Genomic DNA, 17,773 nt, shown 5'->3' on the forward strand with positions numbered 1-17,773 from the left:
ATTAATTTATCTATGTTAGATGGTTTTTTAACCGTGCTCATTTTATGGAGATGCGTTATTTAAATATGGATATATATCTTAATATATACTTTTAGTCTGCTATGATAAAGCTAAAATGGAGGGCATCATGTTAGATACTAATGCCGTCAGCCATTTGTTGCTAGGGCATTCTCTGATACTAAAACGCCTGATGGCAGTGTCAATGGAAAACTTTGTATTTCTTCGATTACACATGCGGAGTTAATGTATGGTTTGGCGAAACGCAGAAATCCGACAAAATTAGCCAATGCGATCAGAGAATTACTACTTTGTTTGGATATTTTACCATTCGATCACGCTATTTCTGAAAATTATGGTGAATTTAAAGTGAAAGTGGAAAAATTGGGTAAAAGTCTAGCACCATTAGATATGCAAATTGCTGCCCATGCGCATAGCTTGCAATATACTTTAATTACTAACGAGCAGGCTTTTTTTCAGATTGATTTTTTAGATATCGAAGATTGGACAAAATGACTTTCCAATGTGAATAAAAAGGGGGAAGTTAAACTTCCCCATCGTAACAGAATTATTTTGCCGCTAATTCCAACTGCTGTTTTAAGTCATTCGGCAGATTCAATGCCTGAGCCAGTTGCTGCATGTAGGCTTGTTCTAAGAAGTGATCGGTATCGATCACCGACAACGACGCCATATACACTTCCGCCGCCAATTGCGAATCACCGACTTGCTCCGCCAAGGCTTGCGGATTTAAAGGCGCGTTCAACCACGTATCAATCAATTGATCCGCCTGATCGCCATGACCTAACTGCGCTAATCCTTTATGGATTTGCTGTCTTTCCTGGGCGTCAATTTGCCCGTCGGCGCGTGCAGCAAATACCATAGCTTGGGTTAACAGCATAATTTTGTTATCGGACAGGGTATTATTGGCATAAGTGATCGCCTCTTGCTGTGCTTGCGGGTCGAATTGCACGTCCTGCACCGCACTTCCACTTTTGCTTTGTTGCCATTTTTGGTAGGCAAGCCAAGCCGCACCGGCTAACGCGGCATAACTGCCGGCTTTTGCCACGCCTTTGCGTGCGCCGCTATTGCCCAGAATTAATCCTGCCAAACCGCCGACCGCCGCACTTTTGGCGATTTTGGAAAAATTTTCATCTTTCATCATTTCGCCAAGACGGCTTTGTAATTGACTGAATAAATCGTTCATTGCTGATCTCCTTGTTTAGAACACCGCTTAATACGGAAATTAAACGGTTTTTGCCATTTCAAATTCGATTAACATCATCAGAATATGAATCACTTTAATATGAATTTCCTGAATCCGATCCGCATAACGGAAGTGCGGTACGCGGATCTCTATATCGGCAAGCCCTGCCATTTTGCCGCCGTCTTTGCCGGTCATCGCAATCACTTTCATGCCTTTGGCTTTTGCCGCTTCAATCGCATTCAACACATTTTTGGAATTGCCGGAGGTGGAAAGCCCGAACAGCACATCGCCTTTTTGCCCGACTGCTTCAATATAGCGTGAAAACACATAATCATAGCCGAAATCGTTGCTGACGCAGCTCAAATGGCTGACATCGGAAATCGCAATCGCCGGATAGCCGGGGCGGTTTTCACGATAACGCCCGGTCAATTCTTCCGCGAAGTGCATTGCGTCGCAATGTGAACCGCCGTTACCGCACGATAGGACTTTGCCGCCTTGCTTAAAACTGTCGGAAATAATTAATGCCGCTTGCTGAATCAACTCGATGTTATTTTCATCGTTGATAAATTTTTCCAGCACCTCAGCCGCTTCGTTTAATTCTGCTTTGATTTGTTCTAAATACATAACGCCCTCGTTTAGTGGTAAACAATGTGATTAGTTGAATTATTGTAGAGCATATTGCTGGGGAATGGTATTTATACTGCGTATCACACCATAAAAATACCGTTAATATACAGAATAAAAAACTGCTTGAAACCAAGAGATCTCAATTCGTTAGGCATTCTGATCTTTAAACGGCTTGGCTTAAATTCGTTTAAATACCAATGATGTATTTACGCCACCAAAAGCGAAATTATTATTCATGACATAATCGGTTTCAAGATAACGGCTGCTGCCTTGGATATAATCCAGCTCTCCACAACGAGGATCAATATTGACTAAATTTGCCGTAGCGGCAAAGTAGTTGTCGTTCATCATGGCAATGCTAAACCAAGACTCCAGGGCGCCACAAGCACCCAAAGTATGGCCAAGATAGCTTTTTTGTGAGCTAATCGGCATGTTCGCACCAAATAAACGGTTTGTTGCTACGGTTTCGGCAATGTCGCCTTGTTCTGTTGCCGTGCCATGTCCGTTGACATAGCCGATAGCGGAAGGTGGAATAGCGGCATCTTCCAGCGCCAATTTCATGGACTGATACATGGTTTCACTTTCTGGACGGGTAATATGTGCGCCATCGCAATTACTACCAAATCCTACGATTTCCGCATAAATTTTTGCCCCGCGCGCTTTGGCATGGTGGTATTCTTCCAATACCAGCATACCGGCGCCTTCGCCAATCACTAAACCGTCACGGGCCGCATCATAGGGGCTAGGGGTGAGCTTCGGGGTATTGTTTTTCAAGCTGGTGGCATATAGGGCATCAAATACATAGGATTCACTTGGACAGAGCTCTTCGCCACCGCCAGCCAACATCATCGGGATTCTACCGTATTTTATCGCTTCATAAGCATAGCCGATTGCTTGACTACCTGAAGTGCAGGCGCTGGAAGTGGGAATCAACCGACCTTTCAAACTAAAGAAGATGGCGATGTTAGCCGCAGTGGTATGTGGCATCATCCGAACATAGGTATTGGCATTGAAGCCGTCAGATTTGCCTAAACTGATCAGTTGGGCAAGATCACACACATCTTTGGTGCTGCCGGTGGAAGAGCCGCTGGCTACCCCCATTCTGCCGTCTTTAATGGTGGCGTCGTCCAGCAGTCCGGCATCCGTCAATGCCATTTCGGCGGCATTAACACAGTATAGTGATACCGGTCCCAAGCTGCGCAATTGTTTGCGTGTCCAGTGTGCAGGCGGTTGATAATCCAAAATAGGGGCGGCAAGGCGAGTATTTAATTCCGGAAAGCGATCCCAGTCATTCATATGGACTACGGCATTTTCCCCACGTTCAAAATAACTGCGAATGGTTGTCCAATCACGCCCCAAGGCAGTAATCCCGCCAATACCTGTTACAACAACTCTTTTTAACATAAACCACCATTGACTGCCAATACTTGACGAGTAATATAATTTGCCTGTTCCGACATTAAAAATACGACGGCTGCAGCCACATCGTCCGGTTTGCCCATTCGTTGCATGGGAATAACTTTGAGGATTTCTTCCACGGGGACATTGTCATCAAGCATATCCGTATCGATTAAACCGGGCGCAACGCAGTTTACCGTAATCTTGCGTTTCGCCAGTTCGATAGCCAAGGATTTTGCTGCGCCGATGATACCGGCTTTGGACGCGCTGTAATTGACTTGTCCGCGATTGCCGACCAGCCCGGAAACAGAGGTGATACAGACAATGCGCCCTGCACTGCGCCGACGGATCATCGGCATCATCGCCGGATGCAATACATTATAAAAACCGTCCAGATTGGTCCGTAATACTTGATCCCAATCATCATCGCTTAATGCCGGAAAAGCATTGTCACGAGTCAATCCGGCGTTCAACACTACGCCATAATAAGCACCATATTGCTCAATATCGGCTTCCAATAAGGTTTTGCATTGTTCACGATTTGAAACATCAAATTGTAAAATTCTGGCAAGGCCACCCGCACTTTCAATTTCCTGTTTCACTGTTTGCGCATCTTCCCGACGGTTACGACAATGTATGACAATTTCATAACCTTCAGCGGCCAGCTTTAGTGCGATAGCTTTGCCAATACCTCGACTGGATCCGGTGACTAATACCGATTTTTTCATACAAAATCCTTAATTAATAATTTTGTAATAGATCGTTGATCATCAGATCGGTTTGTCCTTGTACGCCGGTGACTTTCACATTGTCTTTTTCATCACCGCGTTGTTTATAGGAAACTTCGCCGATATTGGAGCGGGTATCACCTTGAATTTCGCTTAAGCGTAATTTGGCTCGTAACACATAACCGTCTTCGGCGCGTAAGGAATAGGCTAAAACATACTTGCAGCTTGCGGCATAGTCCAAGCCTTTTTCAGACGTAATCCCTTTTTTATTCAGGCTGTTGGCAAGATAATTAGAGAAATCGGTAATAGGAGGATTGGCACTATCTTTAATGCAAATATGCTTTAGATCATCGCGTTTTTCTACCGGTTCGCTATTACTGATGGTCGAGCAGGCTGTTAGGGCTGCAGTGGAAAGCATTAATGGTAAAATCAATTTTTTCATTTTACAAATCCTCTCTTATTGTTTTATATTGTTTTAAATTATTCATTGTCATTATTCGGGCTATATACGCTTAATGTAGCTTTTGCCAATAAGCCATCAAGCGGCAAATCGGTTGGTTTTTCGCCATCAATCCAGTGCATTGTAGCATTAAATACTCCAAAACCGTTACTGTCCTGTAGCGATAGCTCCACTTTGATTTGCACTTTACAATTAATCGGTAAGCTATTGCAAAATAATTCATATTTACGACTTCCCAGCAAAAAGCCGAGCCTGACCGCTTCATTTTTATCCAAAGCGTGACATCCTGACCAAGCGGCCACACCTTGCGCCATGATCTCAATGGCAATATACATAGGCAACTGTTGGTGTTGTACAAAAATATGGTTGTCAGTGATTTCGGCACGGGCGATTAAGCTATTTTCATCATAATGGGTAATTTCATCTAACAGCACCATTTCACCGGAGTGCGGTAATAATTTGGCAATATCTGTTATGGGTAATCGCATTATACTTCTCCTATAATCAAAATCGCATTATTGCCGCCAAAGGCAAAGGATGAGCTTAAACCGATACGCCGCCGGTTATCTGCCCAGCGGCTTTGTTCGTCAGTCAATTGAATCGGCGGTAAATTCGGATCCGGTTGTTTGTTCCAATGCTGTTTGGGTAGTTTGCCGTCAGGATTCAATTCGCAGCTGATTACACCCCATAAAATAGCGGCCTCCACCGCACCGGCAGCGCCTAATGTATGTCCGGTTAAGGTTTTGGTGCTGGTGCAGGGAACGCCTTGTGGGAAGCAGTGTGCCATTGCAATACTTTCCATCGCATCATTATGAAGGGTTCCGGTACCGTGCAGGTTAACCCAGCCGATTTGTTGTGTGGTTAAATGGGCGGAGGAGAGTGCGGAATTAATTGCCGCAATTGCACCACGGCCATCAGGCGCCGGAGATGACATATGATAGGCATCGGAACTGCTGCCATAACCCAATAAAGGCAGACCGGTTTTATCCTTACCGGCTAAAAATACTGCCGCGCCTTCACCAATATTAATTCCGTCACGATTAGCCGAAAACGGCTCGGCAATGGATTTTGATAAAGCCTCTAAAGTATGGAAGCCATTAATGGCAAGGTGTGCCAACGAATCGACACCACCGCAAATCACCACATCGCATAATCCTGCATTCAGCAGGCGTGCCGCACTGATAATAGCTCTGGCACCGGATGTGCAGGCGGTGGAAATACAGTAGGAAATACAGCGCAGACCATAATGTGCCGCAATAAAATCTGCCGGTGAGGATAGCAACTGAAATTCATGGCAATAGCGGCTATTTTGCCAATTTTGCTGTTGGTGAAATTGCTGAAATGCTGCGACATTTTCTTGATTGCCGGTATTGGTCGTGCCGATAATCACCGCAATGCGATCTTTACCATATTGAGCGATAGATTGTTGGATTTGGTTATCCAGTTGTGCAACCGCTGTCCATAAAAGTTGATTATTACGAGTACGGTAGATTGCGTCGGTATTTTCCGGAAAATCAGATAAATGCGCGACATTTCCCACAAAAATGGAGTGGTTTGCAATCCAATCGGTATTTACTTGTAATGGCGGCGATTGATTAGCCAGCAAGAAATCGATATTAGCTTTAAGGTTGCCCCCCATGGCACTGACTAAGCTTGGTTGTTGAAGATAAATCATGGCTAAAAAATCCTGTATTCCTATGGTAATGGCGTGATTCGCCATGCTTCATTATCAATGTGAATCACAGCGTGTTGATCAATAGATTGTATTTGCCAATACTGATCCGTAGCCAAATTTTTATATAAAGCTGACCGCACTTTTGCTGGTGTTTGCCAATATAAAATCGCCGAAAATAAACGGGAGGCTTGGTTATTCGGTGGCAGAAATCCATCATTTTGCCAGCCCTTCGGGGTTAAAATTTGGCGTGCTAAAGGCGCACCTAACGCATTGGTTTGAATCCAGCGTTGTCCTTGCGCAAAAGGCTGCACCAGTAATAATGAGGTTTCGTATGTTTGTTCGTTTACAATCGAATATTGTCGAACCCCCTCCAACGGTGGCAATGAATTGGGCAATAGCCAATTTTGAGTGCAGGCGGTTAACAAGAATGCGCAAGCAGCATGGCAAAGTGCGGTTAATTTCATGCTGTTTTAGTCCTGTGTTGCGGTACCGCAAATTTCGGCCAAGGCTGTCAAGCGGCGTTCGGATTTTGCCACATAAGGATTATCACTATCCCAAGCATAACCCGCTAAAATAGAGCTGAGCATGGCTCGAATTTTAGGATCCGGATTACGCTCATAAATCACATCTTGGAAAGTGTTATCATACCAACCGAATACATAAGTACGGAAAGCGTTGATACCAATCATCAGCGGATCAACGAATTCCGTCTGCCAATTGACGTTTTCACCGCGTAGTTGTTTATCCAGGGCATTGACGGCTAAATCAGCAGAGTGCATTGCCACCGTAACGCCTGACGAAAAGACCGGGTCAAGAAATTCAGAAGCATTGCCCAGCAACGCCCAACGCTCTCCGTACAAGGATTTGACATTGGCAGAGTAGCCTTGCAGGGTATTAAATGGCGTATCCCATTTTGCATTGCGAATTAGACGGTTCAACATTGGGATTTCACTGGCATATCGCCGCAAGATGGCTTCGGCAGTTTGTTCCGGAATATGAGTGAAATTATGTGGTTCGGACACTACTCCGATGGAACAACGCCCATTAGAAAAAGGAATAAACCACAACCATACGTCCCGTTGTGTCGGATGAGTGCAAATCAGGATTTTATTCCGATCAAAATTGCTATCGCCAATATTATCTTCGATATGGGTGAAATGAGCATGGCGTACCGGTAAGCTGCTTGGGGTTTCCAAATCAAATAAACGAGCCAACACACGACCATAGCCACTGGCATCCAACAGGAATTTGGCTTCTATATTCAATGTTTCGCCGCTGTTATCATTACGCACCAATACCTTAGCCCGTTCATCATTCGTCTCCGCAGTCAATACGGTATGCTGATAGTACACCTGTACCCCTTGTTTTTCGGCCTCGTCTATCAAAATTTTATCGAAAATGCCACGTTGTACTTGATAAGTCGTGCCCGGACCCGCGGTAAACTTGTCGCTGAAATCAAAATAGGTATAACGATTCCCCCAAGTAAATGCCGCACCGTTTTTATGTTGAAAATTGGCCGCATTGACGGCGTCCAACATGCCGGCTTTTTTGATTAATTCCATACAATGCGGCAGCAGACTTTCTCCGATACTGAAACGGGGAAATTGCTGACGTTCCAATACGATAACCTTATAGCCCTTTTGACATAACAATGCGGCGGCAACCGAACCCGACGGACCGGCACCGATAATAGCGACATCTGTTTGAATAGTTTTCATCGTGTTCCTTAATTTAAGTTATGACTCACAAAAATTTGATGTTTGATTTAATTTTACGGCTAATAATAAATTCCACCCGATACCGATGGAAACGCTCAGGCCGAAATGCGCAACCGCGGCAGTCTGGCTGGCTGCAAGTAAACCAAAGGAAATAACGGTAGTGGCAGCGGCCAGAAAAACACCATTTAACCGCCAGTGTTGCGGGGTATTTTTCAATTGTGCATAAATGGCATAATCTACGCCAATGGCAGAAGACAACAGTAAACCAAAAATACTGAATAAACCGATAGGCACATTCAGCCAGCCCAGCGTTAATATCGTTAATACCACTGAAACTAGCGGCACGGCAATAATTTTAGTGGCCTGTGTCCGCCCGAATGCCCGCCATAACAGTAACCATACCAATAAGAAAGAAGCCAGTTTTAATCCACCGGCCTGCCAGCGAGCCTGATTGAAAGTCTGGTTTAAATTTTGGCGATAATCTACCCATTGCACATTGTTAAATTGTTCGGCTATGCGTGCGACAGTATGAATATCAATTAAGTGATTTAGCGTAATCATGCTGGCAACTTGACCTTGTTGCTCACCCAGCCATAAGTTTGCCCAACGCTCCGCTAGCGGTGAGGCAAGTGCGGTGGAAATATCCAAGGGTTTTAATTGCTGCAACTGCTGAATTTCCCGTTGCCATGCTGATAGTGGTACGCCCAGCTGAGCAAGCAGGGAATCCTGATCAAACTCTGTAATTTTAGCAAGATTTTGTTGAATTTCCCGTTGTTTTTCTGTTGAATTTACAAATTGGCTAATCGCATTAAAATCCCCTAATTTGCCTTGTTGTTTATACTTTTCCAATTCGGCGGCAACATTAGCATCTAAATCGAGCAATGCGGTTTCGTTGTCCGCCTGCACAATGAAAAATTGTCCGGTAGGATTAATACCGGTTTTATCTGCGATGTCTTTTGCCTGTTTAAGCCATTGCGGAGAGGTGGAAATCCAATCACGAATATCATCATGCCATATTGGTGGGTTGATGAAACTGAAAAGGCATAACAGAGCGATCGCCCAATATTTTTTTGGAGTTATAAATTGCCAAAATTTTTCCAATTTTAAGCGTATTTGGGTGGCAAGATCCGGTAAAAGTGCGGTCGGTTTGGGTTGCCATTTGGCGAAGAAAAACGGTAATACCCATAAGCTGCAACAAAATGCGGACAGCAGGGCAAAAATAGAAAAAACGGCGGTTTGCTGCAAGATCGTCAAAGGCGTCCATAATAGCATCAAATAACCGATAACGGTGGTGAACAAACCAATTGCAAAGGGTTTCCATGTGGTCGTGATAAAATAAAATGCTCGCCACTTTTCGCGCCAGCTATGAACCAGCCAATGTAAGGGAAAGTCCATTGCCAAACCGATTAAGCTGGTACCTATCACCAAGGTGAGTAAATGGATCTTGCCAAAAATCAGAATGCACGCCATAGCGCCGCTTGCCAGCCCCAATCCCATCGGTAAAATCAGATACAGCAGTCGCAAGGTACGGAATGCCAACCATAAAATCAGCAACATTGCCGTGATGCCAATCATCGACAGCATACGGCTTTCCTGTTCACCTTGTGCTTCGCCTAATGCGGTATAAATTGCGCCACCTGTGAGTAATAAATCGCCATGTTGTAATTGAATCTGCTGTTGACTGGTTTTTAATAAATCCAGCAGACCGGTTGTTGCCGCAGGATACAATATGCCGCGCACCAATAGCCAGGTTTTATCCTGATCCTGCACTTGAAAGGTATTGCTGCCGAGATCCAATTCGACTTTTGAATAGTCGGTAATCCGGTTTAGTACCGCATTACCAAAGCCTAGCCAGTCTTGTGCCAGCGGAAGCATGGAAATGGCGAAAGGATCGGCAATCTGCTTCGCCCGTTGCAGCAGAAAATCGTGAGCAGGGAGTGAGGAAATAGTTGTCGGCAATGCAGCCAGGCGAAGTGCGGTCAAGTTTTGTGACAAAGTTGTCAGCGCTGTTTCGGCTTGCCAATCTATACGCTGAAATAAATTGCTATGTTGCCAGCTGTCGACTAAATCTTTGGTTAAATGAACCGCACTTTCCTTGTCTGTCGCACCGATTAGGGCAATAATTTGATGATTAAGCTGTTGATTAATTTTAGCAATAGCCTGTCTTTGCAGTATCGGTTGCGAACCGGAGGGCAGTAATGACATTAAGTCACGGTCGATCACGGAATGCTGGTGCGCCGTCCATATTCCATAAAAAAGCAACGAAACGACCGCAATCAAATACATTGCGGCTGATAACGTTTTTTTTCTGGCATTATAAGGCATCTTCGGCTAGCCCTGTAAGCGGTTGGTTGATACGCTGTTGCTGCAATAAAATACGGCTACTATCGCCTTGTGCTTCATAGAGTTCGATCTGTTGTACGCTGTTACCGCCTTGAATTTCAATTTTATTGAAAATACTTTTCAGCAAAAAGGAAGTGGGAATCAGTTGTAATTGCCAGTTGTCGGCATTGCCTTGCAGCTGCAAATCAAACTGTTCTTTTAAGCCCTGCGTATTGCCGCTTAGTAAATCCAGAAACAATTTGATTTGCTGCATTTCGGCATTCGCCGCCGATTTTTGTTTTACTTTTGCCCATCGGTTATTCAGCCGATATTCTATGCCGTTTTGTGGTGTCATACGCATAATGTTGTCGATAGGCGTTTCCATTTGCCACAGTAAACCTTTGCCCTGCGCGATGGCAAACTGCCCGGAACTCAGCAACGGCTTTTCCAAACCGTTGAGAAAACGTTGCTGTATAAATTGCCCTTGTACGGTTTGAGCTTGGCGTAGCTGTTGTTCCAATTCGGTAACATCAAATGCGTAGGAAAACAGGCTAACGCACATGAATAAGATGCCGAGTAATTTTTTCATTTGAATTTCCTATATATTAATTGCTTTTCTAACCGCACTTTGCCAGCTTTCCGGTGTAATGAATTGCATTTCCTGCGTAACCAAATCGACGGCGACTTGGGTTGTGCTGGCACGGGTCAGGCGTTCGCCGCTGGCTTTGTCAAAAATGGTGTAATTGACTTTTAAGCGGGTTTCCCACTCCACCAATTCTGCCCGTACGATGATTTGCGTACCAAACATTGCCGGTTTGACATATTTTAGCTCAAGGCCTACCACCGGCCAGGCATAACCGAATTTGCCCATGGTGTTGTAGTTATAATCCAAGGCGTCCAGTAAGGCGCAGCGTGCAATTTCCAAATATTTGACATAATGGCCGTGCCATACGATATGCAGACTGTCCACATCAAAAAATGGTACTTTAATTTCGCTTTCAATGACGAAACACCCTTTTTTTCTCATACTATTTTTTCCAAAAAGAATAAAAATTAAACCATTGCAAGGGTACTTCCGTACAACGTTTTGCCAATTCATCGGCAAAGCGTTGCGCCCAATATTGCACGGATTCTGTTCGTTGGTTTCTGCTCCAATCTATTTGTCTGGTCAGACGGGATAAATGGAGTTGATATCTTCCGGCGATCTTATGGCAAAATAATAAATTGACCGGTGTTTTTAACAAACCGGCCAATAACCACGGACCTTGCGGAAATTTTGCCTCGGCATTTAAAAAGTCGACCATGACCGTTTTTTCGCCCCGTACCGGCACACGGTCAGCGGCAATCGCAATCCATTCACCGTTAGCAATACGAGTTTCCAGCAATAACATGGTTGCCATATCCAGCTCATTCACCTGAATTAAATTTAATGTGTTGCCCCCCAATTCCTGCAATACCGCATTAAAGGCTTCGGCGTGTCTGCTGTGTACCAACACATTCATGCGTAATTTTTGATGATGTGCCGCTAAGGTGCGGCAGATTTCCACATTACCCAAATGAGAGCAAATCAACATTTGCCCACGGTTGCCTTGTCCGCTGTTGCGAATGTCCGTATATAAGTCATCGGGATCAAATACGTCAATATCCGTATAGGTCAAACGTCGTTGCCACACCGCAAAGCGATCTTGGATTGCTTCGGCAAATTGTAAAAATTGGCAAAAAACCGACCGCAATTTAAAGAGATTGCTGCCCAAATAAGCCGCTAATTTTTGTTGATATTCCGCGATAGCACGACGTTCTTGCGGCGCAGTCAGATAAAAATAGCTTACAATGCATATTGTGATGATTTTCATCAACCATGCCGGAGTATATTTGACTAAGAAAGCACTGAGTTTGAGTACCCAAAGATTGCCTCGCTCTTTCTTTTCTGCCCAGTGACTCATCAGTTAGCTCTTAGTAATGTTTTGATTTTATTAAAAATCATCGTGAAAAATAAACGGGCGTGCATTTTGCTGATCAGCCAATTATCCTGCCATACCCGGAAATGGGAAACGCCTTGCTCACCATATTGTACTGCTGTCGGAATCCATTGTAACCGGTAGCCCTGCCAATATAAACGGACAAGGATTTCCACATCAAAATCCATAAAATTACCAATTTTTGCAAAATCTAACGCTTGCACGGCCTTAAGTGGGTATAAACGAAATCCACACATACCATCTTTAATATCCAAAGACAGAGTATTAATGGCAAGCCAAAAGTTGGTGATTTTACGCCCATATAAACGCGCTTTCGGCACATCAGCGCCATATACCGGCGCACCGCAAACAATATCATTAGGATATTGTTTACTACGTTGCAAAAATTTGGCAATGTCGGTCAAATCATGTTGTCCGTCCGCATCCACTTGCAGGGCATAATCATAGCCTTGTTCAATGGCATATAAAAATCCGCTTTTGACCGCAGCGCCTTTACCGCCATTTTGTTTACGGTGGATAATCGTTACGCCATTAGTCGCTTTTAATGGGTTTAATGCGGCTTGACTTTCCGCATTAGAGCCATCGTCCACAATCAGACAATCCAAACCTTGTGCCTGAATTTTTTCCACCACCGCCGCAATTGTACCGGGGTGATTATAATAGGGAATCAGGATAATCATTTTCATTGTTATACCTTATACACGATACGTCCCGAAGCACAGATCACGGTTTGGCTATCTTCTTCTTTCGTAATATTAAATGTTAATTTGGATTTTATACTATCCCAACGCAGGGTCATGATAATTTCATTATTTGGGCGAATAAATTGTTGGTATTTTAAATTCTCAACACCATCAATTTGTGCGGGTAAACCCAAGGACTCGACCAACTGAATTGCCCATTGAAGTTGTACCACGCCAGGAACTAAAGGGAAACTGGAAAAATGACCGGAAAAGTAGGTTAGATCCAAGGGTATGGTGCCGATAAATTGCTGTTCCTGATGCCGTGAAATATCCCACCGCGCTGATATTTGCGATATAGATTGCCAAACGGGGGCGCATGGCTTATTTTTGAATAGTGCCAAGACATCGGACTTAATGATTTTGCCCTGTGTATTACGCGGCAACGCCGCAACGAAACGCCAGAAACGAGGAGTTGCCAAATTACCCAGTTGTGTTTTGATTGGTAATGCAAGCGTTTCGCTTAACACTTTTCGCCCTTGATTTTGTAATAACCGAATTCCGTTTTCACTCAATACGGTTAAGGCAATCAAACGAGGTTGTTGCGGGTGTTGAAAACAATAGCATTCTTTTACTAAATCTGATTGATTTAAGGCTTCTTCCACGAGATCAAGGGAAATGCGTTTGTCCGCCAACTTCATAATGCGATCTTGCCGCCCCTGTAGGACAAAGCGATCGTTTGCCTGAAATACCAATACATCATTAAGAGGCTCTGTTTGATCTATCCAGGCAGAATTTACGCTTAATTGAACGGTGTGTTGAAATTGTACGCTCGGCAATGCTTGCCAGACAGTATCACCTTGTCTACTGGCAATCACGCCGGTTTCCGTGCTGCCATAAATCTCATCAATAGCTAAACCATATTGTGCAAATAATTCGGCAGTTGCGGTAGGGAGCTTTCCGCCGGCGGAGAAAATACGTTTTATTTTATGTCGAAATTTCGCCCAATTATGATGTTCGGCAAAATGGTTTAATAACATCGGGCTGGCTACCCAGCAGACGCTACGATCAGCTTGCAAAGTTTGTTCAATCAGCATTTCGGGGAAGAGCCACTGTTCCGTACAAATCGCGGCGAGGGAAAATAGCGGCAACATAATGCAAAAAGTCAGTCCATATAAATGCTGTTGGCTCACCGTGTTTAAAATCAAATCATCAGCAGAGATGGCAAAATGTTTTTTTAACATCTCCGCTTCCGCCTGAAATTGCCGCAGGGTTTTCTTTATTAGTTTCGGTACTCCGCTGGAACCGGAAGTTTTTAACCATAAAACAGAATGCGGTGAAATAGTCTCAGTAATATCAACCTCTTGTGAGGGCAATATATTTACTGGGTGGCGATTTGCCTGGGATAATGAATAAACTGGAATATTTAATATCAAATTGACATCATCGGTTAAGCAATAATCTTGAGCATTTGCCCATTGTAAGTTATTTTCCGATAAATCCGGCAATATGAATACTTCCGCTTCGACTTTCCATGCGGCAAGCAAGGCTTGAATAAAAAAGTGGCTTTCTCTAAACCATAAAACCACTTTGGATTTAGGTATTAAATGTTGGGCTAAAATAAGCGTTTGTTCGCTAAAGTGCGGTGACTTCTCACAACGCTTTGTCACTTGTGAATAATAGGCAAATTGGGAAAGGTCAAAGGGAAAAAATGCATTCATATTATCTATTTTAATTAACTTTCAGCTTAAATTTGCGGTAACACCATTCAATAAAGAACAAGCACCCCATGAAAAAATAAGAAATCAATCCGGTATAAATCGCCCAATAATGTTTATTGATATAAATTAATGCAATAGTGACGGTACAATTAAAAACAAAGAATCCTAGCCAAATTTTAGTGACAGTTCGGGTATAGCGAACGCCTTCCGAGGGCAAATCAGGATATTGCAAGCGGGCAAAACGTTCCACCATGCTTTGTGCCGAGAATAAACTCATCGCAAACACAAAAAGCATGGTACCGTTGATTAAAACCGGATACCAATACATCAGATTTTCATTGCCGATAAGCCATGAACAGGCAAGAAAAATACTGATAACATAGCTGATGATTTGCTGCGCTTTGTTTTTTTGCCACCAGCTGCGGGCCAGCCATAACCCTAACATCAACAACAATAAATAACGAAAGTCAATTTGCTCCCGCGCAAAATAAAGCAAAAAAGGATAGCTCACCGACAATAGTATAAGCGTAGTGCCGACAATCAGCTTTACCCGCTTAGTAGGCATTGTCATTATGCTTCCGTTTGATTGAATTTATTCAATACTGCGGTGACGACATCTTGTACTGTGCGTACGCTGCGAAAATCTTCAGCTTGTAATTTGTGTCCGGTTTCACGTTTGATATAGTCCATTAAATCAATCGCATCAATGCTGTCAATTTCCAAATCCGTATATAAATTGGCTTCCGGTTTGATTTGCTCCGGTTCGATCTCAAATAAATTTTCCAACGCGTTACGCAAGGTTTGATAAATTTCTTGTTCAGTCATTATGTATTCCTACTTATTGCGAATATAATCGGCTAATGTTGCAACACTATAAAAATTTTTGCGCAAATCTTGATCCTGATTATCCATCTGCACATTATATTTTTTTTGTATCGCTAACCCTAATTCCAGTGCATCGACAGAGTCCAATCCAAGACCATCCACAAACAGAGGTTCATTGCTCTGAATATCGTCGACGGTAATATCCTCTAAAGCGAGTGAGTCAATAATCAATTGTTTTAATTCAAGTTCTATAGCGTCATTCATTTAGTTTCTCCTCAAAATAATGTTGTAAATATTGATTTAATCGGCGAGCTGCAATGGGTGCCGGTTTTTCTTTTAGCCAATCTTGCGGATTAATGTCTTCACCGACAATAAACTGATAGTGAATTTTATGTTCTGCGACTTGATACCAGGCATGATCTTTTTTAAACGCCGGCGGCGACATTTTAATCACTACGGGCGTAATCATTTTGGCACCTCGTAAAGCGATGGCGCAGGCGCCACGGTGAAAATTAATAACGCCGTCATGACCGGTGCGTGTGCCTTCGGGAAAAATCAGCAAGGATTCACCGCACTTTAATACTTCGGCACAGTGTTCGATCATTTCCGGAGAGCCGTCATTCGGGATATAGCCGCAAGCCCGAATAGGGCTATTCAAAAAAGTATTTTTTTGCAGGCTTTGTTTTACGACACAATTGCAATTTTTAGCATAGGCAATCATAAATACCACGTCCAATAAAGACGGATGGTTTGCAATAATCAATTGTCCGTTTTTGCCTAGTTTTTCCGCACCGAGGAATTCGAAACTAAATACGCCGATAGCATTTAAAAATTTCAAATAATAGCGCCAACTGGTTGAAATAATTGAACGCGCTTGCAATTGTTGGTTTAATGTATTGTCTTTTTTTAATGTAAAAGGTAATAAAATAACCTTCATTACTACCCCGAAAATACCAAACACTAGAAAACCGATAGCATTTGCGATAATACGCCAAGTGCGGTCGCAGTATTTCCCTTTTTCACTTTTTATTATATTTGGCATGCCAGCTCCAACAACGATCTTGATATTTTAAATTATGTTGCCAATTAGCGTTAGCTAAAATAATATTTTTCAGATTTTCAAGATTGGTCGAATACTCAATATTATGTGCAGTTTGATTTTTATTCTTCCGAGTCAGGCTTAAACAAATTTCATTTCCGGTCGTAACCAAGAAGGCTGCGGCATAGGCAAATTTTTCCAAATACCCGTCGTTTATGGGATTTTCTTCTTTCAAAGGTTCGTCCGCAATAATGATCAATACCTCGCGGTGTCCGCTTTGTAGCAGTAAATAGGCTTCGAGCAAAGCAGTTTCAAGGCCGTCTTCACGTGCAGAAAGTGCGGTCATTTCCGAAGTGTCTTTCCGAATCATTGACCATTGCCCCACAATGGAATTATGCACGGAAAGTCCGAAAGAAGTGGGGGATAACTGTTCGCCACCACCCAATTCTTTCAATAAGGCAAAACTGCGGGAAAATTCGCCGTCGCGAGAAACGTATACCACCGGACATTGTTTGTCTTGCATTATTTCCCATGCGGCCATAAACACCAGTCTGGGGAGATCGCTTAAACGACGGCGTTGCATCGGTGCAAGAAAGGATAGATCCAATGTTTTTTCGTCAAAAAAGCTTAAGGGCTTACCTTTTGCCCAGTCCAACCAATCTTCTTGTTGGGTAAGCGAAAAAGAAGCGGCTTTCCATTGACTGAGCGAAAGTGAAAATTGCAAATTCAAATCCTTAGCGAAAAATTTTGGCAAATAATATAAGATTCCAAACGATTATTCAAGAAAGTCATGATTTACATATTGGATTTTGATTAAATTTCAGTTGAAATTTTAATTGTCTTTGTTATATTCCTTTCAATTAAAACAGTTTTATTTACTTGCCAAAGGAAACAATATGAAAAAATTATTATTGATCTCACTTGCCACATTAACTGTTGCGGCCTGTGCCCCGCGTGATACCACACATTATTATTCGATTCAAGAAGCGTTAAATTCACCGCAAGCAGCAGGTGTGGTTGACCCGAATATTAAATTATATTTTGGCAAAAGTGTTTCCGGTAAGGTGGTGAAATCGGGTTTGGTGAGCAATAAGAAAACCAATTTTGCCAATAAATCCGATCAGGAAGGTTGTACTTGGGCATTTTTATCTGCCGTGAAACAATTCCAGGAACGGGCTAAAGCCGAGGGCGCCACAAAAGTCAGCAATTTAGTCAGTTATTATAAAAAGAATACTTATAACAGCACCACGAACTATGAATGCCATGCCGGCCGCGTGGTTGGCGGAGTCACCTTAAAAGGTGATTTGGTCAAATAATTGAAAATACCGGGCTGCAAATCGCCCGGTATTTTTCTATCAATCAATACGTTGCCTAGAAAATTTTCTCATCAATGTCTTCAT

22 protein-coding genes are annotated in these 17,773 nt (G+C 43.1%); 2 read left to right on the forward strand and 20 right to left on the reverse strand.

Annotation, left to right across the window (positions count from 1 at the left end):
• The first annotated feature begins 243 nt into the window (after nucleotides 1-243).
• Nucleotides 244-513: a PIN domain-containing protein gene (locus ACWA50_RS09285; RefSeq protein ID WP_449343098.1), complete on the forward strand. Its 270-nt coding sequence runs from the start codon at nucleotides 244-246 to the stop codon at nucleotides 511-513.
• A gap of 52 nt (nucleotides 514-565) precedes the next feature.
• Here the strand turns inward: ACWA50_RS09285 and ACWA50_RS09290 are convergent, their stop codons facing one another.
• The 20 genes from ACWA50_RS09290 to ACWA50_RS09385 all read right to left on the reverse strand — a co-directional run bounded on the left by ACWA50_RS09290 (nucleotide 566) and on the right by ACWA50_RS09385 (nucleotide 17,097).
• The gene (locus ACWA50_RS09290; protein WP_431051862.1) at nucleotides 566-1,201 is read right to left on the reverse strand and encodes a tellurite resistance TerB family protein; all 636 of its coding nucleotides are present in this window, start codon (nucleotides 1,199-1,201) and stop codon (nucleotides 566-568) included.
• A gap of 39 nt (nucleotides 1,202-1,240) precedes the next feature.
• The gene (lpcA, locus tag ACWA50_RS09295) at nucleotides 1,241-1,825 is read right to left on the reverse strand and encodes a D-sedoheptulose 7-phosphate isomerase (protein WP_431051864.1); all 585 of its coding nucleotides are present in this window, start codon (nucleotides 1,823-1,825) and stop codon (nucleotides 1,241-1,243) included.
• 180 nt (nucleotides 1,826-2,005) lie between these two features.
• Nucleotides 2,006-3,232, reverse strand: coding sequence for a beta-ketoacyl-ACP synthase (locus ACWA50_RS09300; protein ID WP_431051866.1), 1,227 nt, complete (start codon nucleotides 3,230-3,232; stop codon nucleotides 2,006-2,008).
• Nucleotides 3,226-3,954, reverse strand: coding sequence for a 3-oxoacyl-ACP reductase FabG (fabG, locus tag ACWA50_RS09305; protein WP_431051868.1), 729 nt, complete (start codon nucleotides 3,952-3,954; stop codon nucleotides 3,226-3,228). Before fabG ends, ACWA50_RS09300 begins: the two co-directional genes overlap by 7 nt.
• A gap of 13 nt (nucleotides 3,955-3,967) precedes the next feature.
• Nucleotides 3,968-4,396, reverse strand: a complete 429-nt coding sequence (locus ACWA50_RS09310) for a hypothetical protein (RefSeq protein WP_431051870.1) — start codon at nucleotides 4,394-4,396, stop codon at nucleotides 3,968-3,970.
• Nucleotides 4,397-4,434: 38 nt separating this feature from the next.
• Entirely contained in the window at nucleotides 4,435-4,902 is a 468-nt protein-coding gene (locus ACWA50_RS09315; protein ID WP_431051872.1) for an ApeP family dehydratase, read from the reverse strand.
• The gene (locus ACWA50_RS09320) at nucleotides 4,902-6,089 is read right to left on the reverse strand and encodes a beta-ketoacyl-ACP synthase (RefSeq protein WP_431051874.1); all 1,188 of its coding nucleotides are present in this window, start codon (nucleotides 6,087-6,089) and stop codon (nucleotides 4,902-4,904) included. Before ACWA50_RS09320 ends, ACWA50_RS09315 begins: the two co-directional genes overlap by 1 nt.
• A 20-nt stretch (nucleotides 6,090-6,109) precedes the next feature.
• Nucleotides 6,110-6,553, reverse strand: coding sequence for a hypothetical protein (locus ACWA50_RS09325; RefSeq protein ID WP_431051876.1), 444 nt, complete (start codon nucleotides 6,551-6,553; stop codon nucleotides 6,110-6,112).
• Nucleotides 6,554-6,559: 6 nt separating this feature from the next.
• Nucleotides 6,560-7,807, reverse strand: a complete 1,248-nt coding sequence (locus ACWA50_RS09330) for an NAD(P)/FAD-dependent oxidoreductase (protein ID WP_431051878.1) — start codon at nucleotides 7,805-7,807, stop codon at nucleotides 6,560-6,562.
• A gap of 18 nt (nucleotides 7,808-7,825) precedes the next feature.
• Nucleotides 7,826-10,012, reverse strand: a complete 2,187-nt coding sequence (locus ACWA50_RS09335; protein ID WP_431051880.1) for an MMPL family transporter — start codon at nucleotides 10,010-10,012, stop codon at nucleotides 7,826-7,828.
• Nucleotides 10,013-10,121: 109 nt separating this feature from the next.
• Nucleotides 10,122-10,718 carry an outer membrane lipoprotein carrier protein LolA gene (locus tag ACWA50_RS09340; protein ID WP_431051882.1) on the reverse strand — a complete coding sequence of 199 codons (597 nt, stop codon included), beginning with the start codon at nucleotides 10,716-10,718 and terminating at the stop codon, nucleotides 10,122-10,124.
• 9 nt (nucleotides 10,719-10,727) lie between these two features.
• A complete protein-coding gene (locus ACWA50_RS09345) occupies nucleotides 10,728-11,156 on the reverse strand; it encodes an acyl-CoA thioesterase (RefSeq protein ID WP_431051884.1) in 429 nt (142 codons plus the stop codon).
• Between the two features lies 1 nt (nucleotide 11,157).
• Entirely contained in the window at nucleotides 11,158-12,072 is a 915-nt protein-coding gene (locus ACWA50_RS09350; RefSeq protein WP_431051886.1) for an LpxL/LpxP family acyltransferase, read from the reverse strand.
• Nucleotides 12,072-12,794 (reverse strand): glycosyltransferase family 2 protein, encoded by a 723-nt coding sequence (locus ACWA50_RS09355; protein WP_431051888.1) that lies wholly within the window; start codon nucleotides 12,792-12,794, stop codon nucleotides 12,072-12,074. Before ACWA50_RS09355 ends, ACWA50_RS09350 begins: the two co-directional genes overlap by 1 nt.
• Before the next feature lie 2 nt (nucleotides 12,795-12,796).
• Nucleotides 12,797-14,509, reverse strand: a complete 1,713-nt coding sequence (locus ACWA50_RS09360; protein ID WP_431051890.1) for an AMP-binding protein — start codon at nucleotides 14,507-14,509, stop codon at nucleotides 12,797-12,799.
• 10 nt (nucleotides 14,510-14,519) lie between these two features.
• A complete protein-coding gene (locus tag ACWA50_RS09365; protein ID WP_431051892.1) occupies nucleotides 14,520-15,080 on the reverse strand; it encodes a COG4648 family protein in 561 nt (186 codons plus the stop codon).
• A complete protein-coding gene (locus tag ACWA50_RS09370; protein WP_431051894.1) occupies nucleotides 15,080-15,334 on the reverse strand; it encodes an acyl carrier protein in 255 nt (84 codons plus the stop codon). The genes ACWA50_RS09365 and ACWA50_RS09370 overlap by 1 nt, the downstream gene beginning before the upstream one ends.
• Before the next feature lie 9 nt (nucleotides 15,335-15,343).
• Entirely contained in the window at nucleotides 15,344-15,598 is a 255-nt protein-coding gene (locus tag ACWA50_RS09375) for a phosphopantetheine-binding protein (RefSeq protein WP_431051896.1), read from the reverse strand.
• Nucleotides 15,591-16,376: a 1-acyl-sn-glycerol-3-phosphate acyltransferase gene (locus tag ACWA50_RS09380; RefSeq protein ID WP_431051898.1), complete on the reverse strand. Its 786-nt coding sequence runs from the start codon at nucleotides 16,374-16,376 to the stop codon at nucleotides 15,591-15,593. Before ACWA50_RS09380 ends, ACWA50_RS09375 begins: the two co-directional genes overlap by 8 nt.
• Nucleotides 16,354-17,097: a beta-ketoacyl synthase chain length factor gene (locus ACWA50_RS09385; RefSeq protein ID WP_431051900.1), complete on the reverse strand. Its 744-nt coding sequence runs from the start codon at nucleotides 17,095-17,097 to the stop codon at nucleotides 16,354-16,356. Before ACWA50_RS09385 ends, ACWA50_RS09380 begins: the two co-directional genes overlap by 23 nt.
• A 172-nt stretch (nucleotides 17,098-17,269) precedes the next feature.
• On the opposite strand from ACWA50_RS09385, the gene ACWA50_RS09390 reads away from it, so the two are divergent.
• Nucleotides 17,270-17,689, forward strand: coding sequence for an excinuclease ABC subunit A (locus ACWA50_RS09390; protein WP_431051902.1), 420 nt, complete (start codon nucleotides 17,270-17,272; stop codon nucleotides 17,687-17,689).
• Nucleotides 17,690-17,773: the final 84 nt, after the last annotated feature.

It is taken from the genome of Testudinibacter sp. P17/SS/0325 (assembly GCF_053570765.1).